Here is a 13983-nt window from a genome sequence, read left to right as displayed (position 1 = left end):
ACCGGTTTTTCAGCACCCTGCTAGATCCCCACCAGCGCCTGCTCGAGATCCTCGATCAGGTCCTCGGCGTCCTCGATGCCGCAGGACAGGCGCACCATGCCGTCGGTCAGGCCCATGGCCTGCTTCACCTCGGCCGGTACGGAGCCATGGGTCATGGTGAAGGGGTGATTGGTGAGGCTTTCCACCCCGCCCAGGGACTCGGCCAGCGAGAAAACCCGCACCCGCTCGAGAAAGCGACGCGCGTTGTCCTGCGTGCCGAGATCAAGCGTCATCATGCCGCCGAAGGCCGACATCTGCCGCTTGGCCAGTTCGTGATGCGGGTGATGGGGGAGCCCCGGGTAAATGACCCGCTCGGGTCCGAGTCGGCCCGCCAGGTACTCGGCGATGGCCCGGCCGTTGATGTCGTGCTGCTTCATGCGCAGCGGCAGGGTCTTGGTGCCGCGCAGCGCCAACCAGGCATCGAAGGGGCCCGGCACGGCACCGGCGGCGTTCAGAATGAACTGGAGCCGATCGGCGAGCTCGTCCTCAAGTACCACGGCGAGGCCGCCGATCATATCAGAATGACCGTTGATGTACTTGGTCGTGGAGTGCCACACGATGTGCGCGCCCAGCTCCAGCGGACGCTGGTAGATGGGAGTCGCAAACGTGTTGTCCACCACGAGCAGTGCATCGTGACGCCCGGCAATGTCCGCCATGGCGCGCAGGTCGGTGAGCCGCATGAGCGGATTGGTGGGCGTCTCCACGAGCAGTGCGCGCGTGGCGGAGGTCATGGCCTCTTCGACCCGCTGCGGATCACTCGTATCCACGTAGGTGAAGGACAACCCCATATGCCGCAGAATTCGATCGAACAGCCGGAAGGTGCCGCCGTACACGTTTTCGGCGCACACGATGTGATCACCGGCCTTGAACAACTTCATGATCGAGTCGAGGCAGCCCATGCCGCTGCCGAAGGCAAAGCCGTGCCGGCCACCTTCGAGTGTGGCCACATTGCGTTCCAGCGCCTGTCGGGTCGGGTTCTTGCCCCGGGCGTACTCGTATCCCTTGTTGACCCCGATGCTCTCCTGCACGTAGGTGCTGGTGAGGTAGAGCGGCGTCATGATGGCGCCGGACACGGGGTCGGGCCGCTGGCCCGCATGAATGGCGCGAGTGGACAGGCCACCCGCGAGGTCTTCGTCGAAAATGCGCGTCATGGGCTCCGGGTGATTCGGGGGGAAGGTTCGGCTCAAGCTAGCGTCGGGAGCCGAGGTGGTCGAGTCGGCACGCGGAGCGCGCTGCGACTCGGGGCACGACGGCCGGCCGTGACGCCTGTGCCGCCCGCCGTCGTGTGGCCGGTCTTTCCGCGCGATCCAGAACCGGCGGCCTGACGATGCCGGACACCCTCCGGCAAGCTGGCGCGTCCGAGCGCGCCTGCCTCATCGTGGACGACGAACCCGGCATGCGAGCGCTGCTGCGCCGCGTCATGCAGGCTGATGGTTTCGTGTGCCATGAAGCGGGTTCTGGCGACGAGGCGCTGGCGGTGCTGGCTCAGCACCCCGTTCCGCTGGTGTTGTCCGACTATCACATGCCGGTCATGGACGGCGCCGCATTGCTGGCGGCCATTCAGGTGCGAGCCCCGGAAACGGCCGTGGTGATCATCACCGCCACAGCCGATGTGCAGTTGGCCGTGAAGTGTCTTGAAGGCGGGGCGCTGGACTATCTCACCAAGCCTTTTGCCGCCGACGAAGTGCGCGCCCGCGTGGCGCAGGCCATGGCCAAGCGCCGATTGCTGCGCGAGAATGCGGCGTATCGGGCACAGCTCGAAGCACGCGTGGCGGAGCAGGCCAGCCAGTACGAGGAACTGTTTCTGGCCTCGTTGCAGTCATTGGCCGACGCATTGGAAGTGAAGGACGCGTACACCTGGGGACATTCCACGCGGGTGTCGCGCTATGCGATGGCCATTGCCGATGTGCTGCAGGTGTCCGACACGCTGCGCACGCAACTCGAGCTGGGCAGCCGTCTGCATGACATTGGCAAAATTGGTGTGCGGGAAGCGGTGCTCAACAAGCCGGGGCCACTCACGGGCGAGGAGTATGCGCACGTGATGGAGCATCCGGTGATTGGTTGGCGCATTCTTTCGCCGCTGCTGCGTGACATGCCACATGCGCTGGCAGTGGTGCGTTCGCATCACGAGCGTTTCGATGGTGAGGGCACGCCGGATCAGTTGATCGGGCCGTGCATTCCGCTCGAGACGCGCATCACGGCCGTGGCCGACAGTTTCGACGCCATGACCAGCGGCCGTCCGTATCGTGACGGCATGTCGGTGGAAGAGGCCCTGGAGGAACTGGAGCGCCACGCCGGTACGCAGTTTGATCCGTGCTGCGTGACGGCGTTCAAGTTGGCGCTGGAGCGCGATCACGCGCTGCGTCCCGACTGGAACGTGCGGCGGCGCCGGGAACTGACGCTGGTGGCGTGAGCTGTTGATGATACCCGCGCCGCGCTTACAAACTCAGCGGTACGCGGATGACACGCGCTGTGGTCTCCGGCGGCAATTCCATGTCCGGCCCACACACCACCACATTGGCCTCGCCGTCCGCCAGCACCGCATGCACCTCCTGCACGCCAAGCGAAGCACCCGTCAGCACCGCACCACCAGCCAGTAGAGGCGCGAGCACGCCCAGCACGAGGCCGTCGTAGTTCGTGAATGGGGTGCACACCAGGGTGCGATGCACCGGCGTGAAGGCGTGTGCCGCCATCCCAGCGCGCGCATCGTGCAGCAGCTGACGGTGCGAAATCCACCGCGCCTGATCACCCAGCGTGAGGCAGGGTTCCTCGCGACCCGCTGTCTCCGTGTCGCCGATCAGGTCGAGCCCGAAATGTGAACCGAGGTCCACCACCTGCGTGTGCTGCGACGTGGACACCGTCGCCTGCAGAGGGGCGGCCCGCAGGTCCACGCTCAGCTCTGCCAGCTCCCGCTCCGGGTAGAGGAAGCCGGCTGCTTCCTGATGCGGAGGCCGCACACAAAGGCCACGCCCGTCACTCGCCGCCAACGCGACCAGAAAGTCGGCCCAACGAGCGGGCCGTACAGCCACGGGCCCCGTGCCGAGTGCCCGCACGAGAGGCAGCGAGCGCTGCAGCAGCGTGAAACCGGCCGCTACCAGCGCCGAGGCTTCGTGGCCGTCCACCCGGCCACCGCCGGCGGCCAGGGCATAGGGAAGCAGTCCGAGCGGATCCATCTCGCACAATAGCAGCGCCGGCCGGTGGGCGGACCTGGGCCGCCACCGTAACGCCGGGTCTGCCTGGTCGTCGTATTCCTGACAGCCTAGGACCCGCATTCCTGTGGTGACTGTTGGTTCCCGTCACGTGACACCCCTAGTTTCCACGTGACCGGACTGACGGGACAGGACGGGCCGGCCGCTGGATGCCGACCACCCCGGTCGGTCCGGCATGATCTCGACGAGGAGACCGATGGCGTTCGATGGGTTGATGGTGAGTGTGTCGGGAGTGCGCGGGCGCGTGGCGGAAGCGCTCACGCCCGAGGTGGTCGCGACCTTTGCGGCGGCGTTCGGCGCGTGGGCCTCACGCGACGGCAACTTCAAGGTCGTCGTGGGCCGCGACAGTCGCGTGTCGGGGCCCATGTTCACCCGCATTGTACATGGCGCGCTCGAGTCGGTGGGCTGCACCGTGATCGACATCGGTATGGCGCCCACGCCCACTATTCAGCTGGCGGTGGAGCATCACCACGCCGCGGGTGGCCTTGGCATCACGGCCAGTCACAACCCCATCGAGTGGAACGCACTCAAGTTCATTGGCCCCTCCGGACTGTTTCTTTCCGCGGCCGAAGGCGCGGAGATGCGGGCGCTGCTCGACTCCGGCATTCCGCGCGCCACCTGGGACAAGCTCGGTCACATCACGCGTGATGACGAGGCGGTCGCGCGGCATCTTGAGCAGCTGCTTGCGCTGCCGTGGCTTGATGTGGAGGGCATCCGCTCCCGCCGATTCCGTGTTGCGCTCGACTGCTGCCATGGCGCGGGCAGCGTCATCATGCCCGCGTTGCTGAGTGAGTTGGGCTGCGAGGTGTACGGCATCAACATGGAGAGCGACGGGCGCTTCCATCGGCCGCCCGAGCCGGTGCCCGAGAACCTCGGTGAGCTCGAAGCGCTGGTGCGTGCCACGCAGGCCCATGTGGGATTCGCGACCGATCCGGATGTCGATCGGCTCGCACTGGTGCTGGATGACGGCAAGGCGCCCGGTGAAGACTACACGCTGGCCTTCGCAGTGCGCGCGGTGCTGCGGCATCGGCGCGGCCCGGTGGTGACCAATCTCTCCACCAGCAAGGTCGTCTCCGACGTCGCCGACGAGATGGGTGTGCCCTTTCATTTTGCCAAGGTGGGCGAAGTGAATGTGGCGCTCGCCATGCGCGATCTTGGCGCCACGATTGGCGGTGAGGGCAACGGTGGTGTGATTCTGCCCGAGTTGCATTTGGGCCGCGACGCGCCGCTGGGTGCGGCGCTCATGCTGCAGCTCATGCACGAAGAAGGACGTCCGCTTTCGCAGCTCAAGGCGGAACGCCCGCAGTATGTGATCGTGAAGGACAAGCTGGATCGCCCCGATGCACCGCTCGATGCGGTGTACGAGGCGCTGCGCGCGGCCTTTGCCGACGCGCGCGCCGATACGCAGGACGGTCTGCGCCTCGATTGGAGTGACCGCTGGGTGCACCTGCGCCCGTCGGGCACCGAACCCATCGTGCGTGTGATCGCTGAAGCCCCGACCGACGCCGACGCCCGCGCGCTCATCGCGCAGGCCCGCGGCCCGCTGGACGCACTCGTTTCCCTTTGACCTGACCGCCCATGTGTGGAATCGTTGGCTACATCGGTGACAAGATCGCCACGCCGATGCTCATCGAAGGCCTCAAGCGCCTCGAGTATCGCGGCTATGACTCGGCCGGCGTGGCCATCATGAACGGCAACGGCGTGGAGACACGCCGTGCGGCCGGCAAGATCGCGCGCCTCGAGTCGGCCATTGCGTCCAACCCGCCGCATGGCACGTTGGGCATTGCGCATACGCGCTGGGCCACGCACGGTCCGCCGAACGAACAGAACGCGCATCCGCACGTGAGCCAGAACGGCAAGATCGCCGTGGTGCACAACGGCATCATCGAGAACGCCACCTCGCTCAAGGCCGGACTCGAAGCGCGCGGTTATGTGTTCAAGTCTGACACGGACACGGAGGTGTTGTCGCACCTCATCGAGACGGCCTACGCCGGCAACCTCGAGGCGGCCGTCATTGAGGCCCTGCGTCAGGTGGACGGCACTTACGGTATTGCCGTCATCTCGAGTGACGAGAAGGACAAGATCGTGGCCGCGCGCAAGGGCAGCCCCTTGCTCGTGGGAATCGGTGACGGCGAGTACTTCGTCGCCTCCGACGCCTCGGCCATCCTCGCGCACACGCGACAGGTCGTCTACCTCGATGACGGCGACATTGCCGTGGTCACGCGTGACGGCTACCACGTGCTGGATCTCGATTCGGTCATTCGCGAGAAGCCCGTCACGCGCATCGACTGGGACCTCGCGCAGATCGAGCGCGGTGGCTATCCGCATTTCATGCTCAAGGAGATCTTCGAGCAGCCGACCACGGTGGAGAACACCATGCGTGGCCGTCTCATTCTCGAGGAAGGTTTCTCCAAGCTTGGCGGTCTCAATATCTCCAAGGAAGACCTGCTGGCCGTCGACAACATCATCATCACGGCTTGCGGCACGAGCTGGCACTCGGCGCTCATCGGCGAGATGATGATCGAGGAGCTGTGCCGCATTCCAGTGGAGGTGGAGTACGCGTCGGAGTTCCGTTACCGCAATCCCATCGTCACGCCGCGCACGCTGTGCATTGTGATCTCGCAGTCCGGCGAAACGGCGGACACGCTGGCAGCCATGCGTGAGGCCAAGCGCCGCGGCGCACGCACGCTGGGTCTCGTGAACCAGGTGGGCAGCACCATCGCCCGCGAAGATGACGGCGGCATCTACCTGCACGCCGGCCCCGAGATCGGTGTGGCCAGCACCAAGGCCTTCACCAGTCAGGTGGTGGCGTTGGCGCTCTTCACGCTCAAGCTGGCGCGTCTGCGCGACCTGAGTGTGGCGCGGGGCCGAGCCATTGCGCAGGCCATGGCCAGGCTGCCCGAGCAGATTCAGAGCATTCTCGATCGGGCCGACGAAATCGAGCAGTTGGCGGAAGAGTTCAAGCGGGCCACGAATTTCCTCTACCTCGGTCGCGGCTACAACTTCCCGGCCGCGCTCGAGGGCGCGCTCAAGCTCAAGGAAATCTCGTACATTCACGCCGAGGGCTATCCGGCGGCCGAGATGAAGCACGGCCCTATCGCGCTCATCGACGAGATGATGCCGGTGGTGTGCATCGCGCCGCACGACGCGGTGTTCGACAAGATCACGTCGAACATCCAGGAAGTGAAGGCGCGCAAGGGCAAGGTCATCGCCATCACCACGCGCGACGAGCCCAGCCTGGCCGGCAAGATCGACTACGAGTTCCGCATCCCGGAGACCGAGGATCTGCTCACGCCGATTCTCGCCTCGGTGCCGCTGCAGTTGCTGGCGTACTACATCGCCGTCAAGCGCGGCTGCAACGTGGATCAGCCGCGCAACCTCGCCAAGAGCGTCACGGTCGAGTAAGCGACTCCGCCTGCTGCAGGTGGTCGATGATGGCCCGGTACATTGCCTCGGGCCCCTTGCCGTCCACCTGCCAGGCGTGCTGAGCCCACGTGCGCGGGGTACTGTCGTAGCGCGCGTCGCGACGATGTACGTCCGCGCTGCGGGCGCAGAGCATGTGCACCAGGTCGAAATGACCAGCGTAGGCGGCCACGTGCAGAGCGGTTGCACCGTCGCTGTTGGGTGTGTCCACCGCCACGCCGGCGTCGAGCAAGGCCATGAGCGCCGGGGCGCGGTTGTACCATGCCGCCATGGTCATGGCCTCGCCGCGTTCAGAGTCTGACGACGATTCTTGCACCAGCAGGTCGGCCACACGCCGCGTCTCCCCCATGCCGGCCAGTTCCTGAAGGCCAAGCGGCATGCCGCGCTGCAGGCAAATCGCGCCAATGTGCGTGGCAGCCTCCGGGCATCCGTTGGCGAGGCTGTCGCGCACCAGCCGCGGACGCAATATGGCGCCACGTGCGAGCAACAGATCAGCCAATGGCAACTGAACGCCTATTGCCCGAGGGTGCGCACTGGTGACCACGAGCCCCAGCGTGTCTGCGCCGCCACCGTACACATCGCAGGTGGCTTTGACGTCGGCGCCGGCGTCCAGCAGACACTCGGCGATGCGGACAATGTTGGATGGTGTGCGCTGTCGAAAATTCTCCACGCCATTCGCCGCGACGTAGTGCAGCAGCGTCGCATGGTGGCTGCGGGCGGAGCGCTGTTCGACGAGGGAGGCGTCCGCGCGCAGCAACAGCCTCAGCGCCTCAAGGTCGCCCTGCACAACGGCATCCACTGCCTGTTCGAACCGGGTGTCGTCCACTCCCGAGTCTAGCGCCAATCTGGACCAGCTGCCACACTGATGGCATGAGCGACAGTCCCGATGTCATCCACCACGACGAAGACGGCCACCGCGGCCGCTTCCGCATTGACCGTGACGGGAAGCACGCCGCCGTCATGACCTACAGCCGCGGACGACCCGATCTCATCATCATCGACCATACCGAGGTCAATCCGGCCTACGGAGGGCAGGGACTTGGGCAGGCGCTGCTGGCAGAACTGGTGCGCTGGGCCCGGGAAACCGGCACCAAGGTCATGGCCACCTGTCCCTTTGCCTCGGCCCAGTTCGCCAAGCGCCCCGAGCTGGCCGACGTGCTGCTCTAGGGGCGCCGAAGCCGGCCCGGCGGGTCGCACGCAGCCCCAACCCCGGTTCCGGCCCTGATTATCTTTCAGGGCTATGACCGATGCTGTGACCCCGACCGAATCCGGCGCCAATGAGCTGCCGGTGGACAGCTCGCGCCTGGAGCGTGAGATCGCCCGCCGCCGCACCTTTGCGATCATCTCGCACCCGGACGCCGGCAAGACCACGCTCACTGAAAAGCTGCTGCTCTACGGCGGCGCCATCCATCTGGCCGGTTCGGTGAAGGCGCGGCGTGCCACCCGGCATGCCACGTCGGACTGGATGAAGCTCGAGCAGGAGCGCGGCATCTCCGTCACCAGCTCGGTGCTGCAGTTCGAGTTTCTGGGCTACCAGCTCAACCTGCTCGACACGCCGGGTCACGAAGACTTCAGCGAAGACACCTATCGCACGCTGGTGGCCGCCGACAGCGCCATCATGCTGCTCGACAATCGCAAGGGTGTCGAGGAGCGCACACGTCAGCTCTTCGACGTGTGCAAGATGCGCCGCACGCCCATCTTCACGCTGGTCAACAAGTGCGACCGGCACGGTGAAGACCCGCTCAAGCTCATTCAGGACGTTGAAGCCGATCTCGGGATCGACTGCTTCGCGGCCACCTGGCCGGTGTTCGAGAATGACACCTTCGTGGGCGTCTACGATCGCCTCAAGCGCGAAGTGCATCTCTTTGAGCGCAGTGGCGATCGCGGCGCGACACGCGCTGATGACACCATCGTCAGCATCGACGATCCCAAGCTGGTCGATGTCATGGGTGAGGGCGCGTTCGATCGCCTCATGACCGATATCGAGCTGCTCGATGCGGCCGGTCATGAGTACGACCATCAGCGGGTCATCGATGGCGCCCTCACGCCCGTGTTCTTTGGTTCGGCGCTCACCAACTTCGGCATCGAGCCCTTCCTGCGCGAGTTTCTCGAGCTGGCACCGGCGCCGGGGCCGCGCGAGTCCAGCGTGGGTCCCGTGAATCCGGCGCAGCCGGAGTTCACCGGTTTCGTGTTCAAGATTCAGGCGAACATGGACCCCAAGCACCGCGACCGCGTGGCCTTTCTGCGTGTGGTGTCGGGACATTTCGAGGCCAACATGCAGGTGCTGCATCAGCGCACGGGCAAGCCCATGCGGCTCGCTGCGCCGCAGCAGTTCATGGCGCGTGATCGGGTGGCCATTGAGGAGGCCTGGCCGGGTGATGTGATTGGCGTGATGGACCGCGGCAATCTGCGCATCGGTGACACGCTTGGCGGCGACGGCAAGCTGGAGTTCCAGGGCATTCCGCGATTCGCGCCGGAGCACTTTGCGCGCGCCATGCCGGCCGACCCCATGAAGCGCAAGCAGTTCGACCTCGGCCTGCGTCAGCTCACCGAGGAAGGGGCGGCGCAGGTGTTCTTCGCCGAAACCAGTGCCGGCTCACAGCCAATCGTGGGCGCGGTCGGTCAGCTGCAGTTCGACGTCATGGCCTTCCGTCTCGAGTACGAATACGCCGCACCCTGCAAGTTCGAGAAGATGAGCTATCGCTGGCCGCGCTGGCTCACGGGCCCAGCCAAGGACGTGGAGAAGGTGGCGACGGGTCTTGGCCGCATGAAAGTGTACGATCATAAGGGCAATGTGGTCGTGCTCTTCCAGGACCAGTGGGCGCTTCGTCGTGCGCTGCAGCATGAGACCAGCGTGCAGTTTCACGAGACGGCGCCGTAAGTTCGAACCAACTCACGACCCAAAAACCTGAACCCACCACTCGAAACTGATCAGTTCCGGGTGGTGGGTTCAAGTTTTGGGTCCTGAGTTGTCCTGCCTACTCCTTCAACCTTCGGCTGCCGTTACTCCGCCGCCGGAACCGGCTTCGGAATCGTGTCGATCTGCTTGCCCACGTGACCGATGACGAAGCCACCGTCTTCCGTGCTGGCGAAGTAGATGCGCAGGCAGGTCACCGGGTTGCTGCCCTTGCGCAGCTGATCCGCGGCTTCCACTTCCCGATCGCCATCGCGGAAGATGTACGGGGTCTTGCGCGTCGGATCGTTGGGGCCCGGCGAGTAGTCCACGCCGAGATCGGCGAAGACTTCACCGAGCGGACGGCTGAGTGCACGGTCCTGACGACGACGCCCCACTTCACCGAGGGCCTTGAGGTACGACCACGCCGTATCGGGATCGGGGAACTCCGACTCACGAGCCGAGCTGTGCGCCGACGGCAGGATACGCAGCGCGTCGCTGTACATGGCCTGCGCACGCTCCACGGCTTCGAGCACCGACTGCGGCGCGTCGCTGGCCGGCTTGCTGATGGGCTGCCGCTCCTTGAGCGCCGCAAGCGTGGTGCGCAGCGAGCGAGCCATGGACCGCTCGTGCTCGAGCAGCTGACGCGACTCGACGAGACGCTCGCGGGTGCGCGCCAACTCGCCTTCTGCCGCACGAACGGCCTCTTCAAGCTGGCGGACCAGCGAGATCATCTGCGTCTTGTCCATCTCGACACCCGACTCGGCGGCCGCGAGGGCCTCGGCCGAGTCCGGGCGCTTGCTGTACGCCGCCGCGCGCTTGTCGCGCAGCACGTCGGCAACCGCAGGATCGGAGAACGGACGCGCCACCGACACTTCAGCGAGACGCTGGACGAGGCGACGACGCTCGCCCGGCAGGGCCAGCGCGCGAGCCAGGACCAGCGGATGCTGGAACGGGTCGGATTCGAGCGTGAAGCCCGGCAGATAGGCGCGAGCCGAACCAAGGAACACCGAGCGGGCGTGGCCACCAACAGCGTCAGACAGCGCGAAGGTGTCCGAGTGACGGAGCTGGAAGCAGAGGCCCAGTCCGAACATCTCGCTGGCGAACTGCTCGGGCGGCATCACGAAACCGCCGTCGGGCAGTTCGGTGAGCAACAGCACGGGCATGGTGCGCGCGGGATCGCAGAGCACGAAGCGCACGAAGGCGTCGAGCGTCCCGGCCTCAAGCTGGGTGGGGACACGCTGCAGCGGACCGTCGTTGGACACCAGCGTGAATGCGGCGTCGAGCTCTGAGAGCAGGCGCGGCGGGCGCACTGGCGGCGGTGCGCCGTTGGGCGCACCACCTTCGGTGCCCACGCGGATATTGACCTGACGCTGCATCGCACCACTCGCGTTGGTGGTGCAGACATAGGTCACATGCGTGGACCACTGAAGCGCGCGGTCGAGTGGATCGGGTGCATGCACCACGATGTCGGCCAACGACGAGCCTTCGTCGTGGAAGGGGGCCCACCGGAGAATGCGGCCGCCGTCCAACGTGTGGTTGGAGGGCGCATCCCAGCTGAGCTGTTGTCCCTGATCCAGACCCAGCCACGCCACACAAGCGGCGAGGAAGGCGGTATCAGCGTCTGTCGCCGCCGAGCGCGGCGTCAGTTCGAAGTGAAGAGCAAGGCGTGGTTGCACGGTGGTGTTGATTGACATTGTCCCCGAAACGACACGCGACTACCGTCGCACAACGCTCGAGTCCAACTTTGTGTGCCATGCGAATACTCCTCCAACGCGTGTCACGCGCCGAAGTGCGCATTCGAGAGAACGAGTCGGAACCTCACGGCCGTGTGACGGGCCGTATCGGGCACGGGTACCTGTTGCTGGTGGGGATCACGCATACCGATTCGCAGGCGGAGCTGGAATGGATGGCCGAAAAAATTCTCGGCCTTCGCCTCTTCCCCGACGATACCGGGAAACTTAACCGGGATCTGACAGAAATCGATGGCGAATTGCTGGTTGTGTCCCAGTTCACGCTCTACGGCGATGCTCGAAAGGGGCGCCGCCCCAGCTTCGGGGAGGCCGCTAAACCCGAGATCGCCAGACCACTATATAACCAATTTGTATCCCTTTTGCGCCAGCGGGGCGCTAAGGTTTCCACGGGCGAGTTCGGAGCCATGATGGACGTGGAACTGGTAAATGACGGTCCGGTCACGCTTTGGCTGGAGCGCGAGGCGGGAGCGGGCCCATTGGATAATCCCCCGGGCTAGGCCGCTCGCGCTTTTTACCGCGCGTCCCTCGTTACGCTCAGGTCGGCCCCGTTTCGCTTGCCTACGCGAGCGCCTGTTCCAGATCGGCGATAACGTCGGTTACCTGTTCAAGCCCCACACTGACCCGGAGCAGGCCATCGCCAATGCCAACGGCGGCGCGCTCGGCCGCGCTCAACTTGCTGTGCGTGGTCGATGCCGGATGCGTGACGATGGTGCGCGTGTCTCCGAGGTTGGCGGAGTGTGAGCACAGGCGCAGGCGATCGAGGGCGCGGCGACCGGCGTCGAGTCCTCCGCGCAAATTGAGCACCACAATGCCACCGCCCTGCGTCATCTGACGACGGGCCAGGTCATACTGCGGATGTGAGGGGAGAAAGGGATAGCGCACCGACTCGATAGCGGCGTGCCCCTCAAAATGCTGCGCGAGTGTGAGGGCATTGCTGCAGTGGCGATCCATGCGCACGGTCAGCGTTTCCAGCGACTTGCTGAGCAGCCAGGCATTGAACGCACCCAGCGCCGGCCCGGTATGCCGCGCGAAGAAACGACATTCGGCCAGATAGTCGCGTGCGCCCACGATGGCACCGCCCAGCACGCGGCCCTGACCATCGATGAACTTGGTGGCACTGTGCACCACCACGCTGGCGCCGAGCGCGAGGGGACGCTGCAGATAGGGCGTGGCAAAACAATTGTCCACCACCAACGGGATGCCGCGCGCGTTCGCGAACGCCGCAAGCCAGGCGAGGTCAAGCAGTTCAAGTCCGGGGTTGCTCGGCGTTTCCACAAAGATCAAACGCGTGGAGGGCCGAACAAGCCGCTCCCATGACGACGGATCGCTCACATCGGCGTAATCGTGCGACACCCCCCACTTGGGCAGGATGCGCGTGAAAATCTGATGTGTGGAACCAAACAGCGCGCGCGACGCGAGCACGTGATCCCCACTGCTGACCCGCGCCGCAATGGCCGTGAACACGGCCGACATGCCGGACGCCGTCGCAATGCCATCCACTGATCCTTCGCGCACCGCGTCGGCACCGGCTTCCAACAAACAGAGCTTGTGCACAAACTCGTCGGTGTTGGGATTGGCATAGCGGCTGTACATATTGCCCGTCACCTCCTCCGCGAACAGGGCACGCGCGTGCTCGGCGTCATCGAAGCGAAAGCTCGACGTCAGATAGAGCGGCACCGAATGCTCGCGCTCCGGCGACACCGGGTGCTGGGCGCGCACGGCCAGCGTCTCGAACGCCAGGGCCGACGGATCGAACGGATGCTCTGCGGACATGACGGGCTCGTGGGAATGATCAGGATTCGTTGCAGAAATCGCTGCAGCGGCCGGGTACACACGCGGGTGCGCGACGCCTTGGCCGCCGATAAACTTAGCGCATGCCGAACCCGTCCTCGCTCCCGGTCCGCGTCATTCTCGCGTCCCAGTCGCCCCGCCGCCGTGAACTGCTTACGCTGGTGGGCATCACGCATGACGTACTGCCTGCTGATATCGACGAAACCGTCTGGCCGGGCGAAGAGCCCGTTCCCCACTGCGAGCGCCTGGCGCGCAGCAAGGCCGAGACGCTGGCTGCGCAGCATCCGGAGGCCGTGGTCATCGGCTCGGACACCATTGTCGTGGTGGATGGCGACATCCTCGGCAAACCGGGCAGCCGTGATGAGGCCATCGCCATGCTGACCCGTCTTGCCGGCCGCGCACACGTGGTGCACACCGCGGTTGCCGTGGCGCATCAGGGCGAGGTCCGCTCGGGCGTGGAGTCGGTTGGCGTCACGTTTCGTGAGCTCTCGCCCGAACTCATTGCCGCCTATGTGGACACCGGCGAGCCGATGGACAAGGCGGGGGCCTACGGCATCCAGGGGTACGGCGCCACGATCGTGGAGCGCGTGGATGGCGATTACTTCGCGGTGATGGGGTTGCCGTTGGGGCGACTGGTGGGGCTGATCCGGGGCCTTGGTTACCGATATGCGTTCGGGCCAGTCACCGCGGCGTGATGGTGTGCTTTCGGCTGGATCGGTGAACTGAAGGTGTGAGGATAGGAGGATCTGGGGATCAGAGAGGCGGGCCACGGGGGCATGCATACCCTCATGCCCCCGTGGCCCGCCCCTCCCATCCTTGTATCTAGCAGGGACCTTGTATCTAGCAGGGACCTAACAGGGTGCTGAAAAAGTCG

Annotated in this window: 12 protein-coding genes; 7 read left to right on the top strand and 5 right to left on the bottom strand. The window is 65.4% G+C overall.

What is annotated here, in order from left to right:
* Positions 1-20 precede the first annotated feature (20 nt).
* Positions 21-1190, bottom strand: coding sequence for a trans-sulfuration enzyme family protein (locus tag B2747_RS18210; protein ID WP_291164360.1), 1170 nt, complete (start codon positions 1188-1190; stop codon positions 21-23).
* 176 nt (positions 1191-1366) lie between these two features.
* Between B2747_RS18210 and B2747_RS18205 the strand changes: the two genes are divergently transcribed.
* Entirely contained in the window at positions 1367-2452 is a 1086-nt protein-coding gene (locus B2747_RS18205; RefSeq protein ID WP_291164357.1) for an HD domain-containing phosphohydrolase, read from the top strand.
* A gap of 25 nt (positions 2453-2477) precedes the next feature.
* On the opposite strand, the gene B2747_RS18200 is transcribed toward B2747_RS18205, so the two are convergent.
* Complete coding sequence (locus B2747_RS18200; RefSeq protein WP_291164354.1) at positions 2478-3212, bottom strand: hypothetical protein; 735 nt, start codon at positions 3210-3212, stop codon at positions 2478-2480.
* A gap of 211 nt (positions 3213-3423) precedes the next feature.
* Between B2747_RS18200 and glmM the strand changes: the two genes are divergently transcribed.
* Both glmM and glmS read left to right on the top strand, forming a co-directional pair.
* The gene (gene glmM, locus B2747_RS18195; protein ID WP_291164352.1) at positions 3424-4815 is read left to right on the top strand and encodes a phosphoglucosamine mutase; all 1392 of its coding nucleotides are present in this window, start codon (positions 3424-3426) and stop codon (positions 4813-4815) included.
* Between the two features lie 11 nt (positions 4816-4826).
* Positions 4827-6653, top strand: coding sequence for a glutamine--fructose-6-phosphate transaminase (isomerizing) (gene glmS / locus B2747_RS18190; protein WP_291164349.1), 1827 nt, complete (start codon positions 4827-4829; stop codon positions 6651-6653).
* Here glmS and B2747_RS18185 read toward each other — a convergent pair.
* Positions 6640-7497 carry an ankyrin repeat domain-containing protein gene (locus B2747_RS18185; protein ID WP_291164346.1) on the bottom strand — a complete coding sequence of 286 codons (858 nt, stop codon included), beginning with the start codon at positions 7495-7497 and terminating at the stop codon, positions 6640-6642. The genes glmS and B2747_RS18185 overlap by 14 nt on opposite strands.
* Here B2747_RS18185 and B2747_RS18180 point away from each other — a divergent pair.
* Together B2747_RS18180 and B2747_RS18175 are read left to right on the top strand one after the other, a co-directional pair.
* Positions 7470-7838 carry a GNAT family N-acetyltransferase gene (locus B2747_RS18180; protein WP_343125925.1) on the top strand — a complete coding sequence of 123 codons (369 nt, stop codon included), beginning with the start codon at positions 7470-7472 and terminating at the stop codon, positions 7836-7838. The two genes, B2747_RS18185 and B2747_RS18180, sit on opposite strands and share 28 nt — an antisense overlap.
* A gap of 73 nt (positions 7839-7911) precedes the next feature.
* A complete protein-coding gene (locus B2747_RS18175) occupies positions 7912-9552 on the top strand; it encodes a peptide chain release factor 3 (protein ID WP_291164340.1) in 1641 nt (546 codons plus the stop codon).
* 122 nt (positions 9553-9674) lie between these two features.
* On the opposite strand, the gene B2747_RS18170 is transcribed toward B2747_RS18175, so the two are convergent.
* Entirely contained in the window at positions 9675-11261 is a 1587-nt protein-coding gene (locus B2747_RS18170; protein WP_291164338.1) for a hypothetical protein, read from the bottom strand.
* 59 nt (positions 11262-11320) lie between these two features.
* On the opposite strand from B2747_RS18170, the gene dtd reads away from it, so the two are divergent.
* Complete coding sequence (gene dtd / locus B2747_RS18165; RefSeq protein ID WP_291164335.1) at positions 11321-11815, top strand: D-aminoacyl-tRNA deacylase; 495 nt, start codon at positions 11321-11323, stop codon at positions 11813-11815.
* A 61-nt stretch (positions 11816-11876) separates the two neighbouring features.
* Here the strand turns inward: dtd and B2747_RS18160 are convergent, their stop codons facing one another.
* Positions 11877-13091 carry a trans-sulfuration enzyme family protein gene (locus tag B2747_RS18160; protein WP_291164332.1) on the bottom strand — a complete coding sequence of 405 codons (1215 nt, stop codon included), beginning with the start codon at positions 13089-13091 and terminating at the stop codon, positions 11877-11879.
* Positions 13092-13192: 101 nt separating this feature from the next.
* On the opposite strand from B2747_RS18160, the gene B2747_RS18155 reads away from it, so the two are divergent.
* Positions 13193-13804, top strand: coding sequence for a Maf family protein (locus tag B2747_RS18155; RefSeq protein WP_291164329.1), 612 nt, complete (start codon positions 13193-13195; stop codon positions 13802-13804).
* Positions 13805-13983 lie beyond the last annotated feature (179 nt).

This window comes from Gemmatimonas sp. UBA7669 (assembly GCF_002483225.1).
Lineage (GTDB): Bacteria > Gemmatimonadota > Gemmatimonadetes > Gemmatimonadales > Gemmatimonadaceae > Gemmatimonas.
The sequence above is the reverse complement of the archived record's forward strand: the minus strand, read 5'-3'. Positions and strand labels throughout refer to the sequence as shown.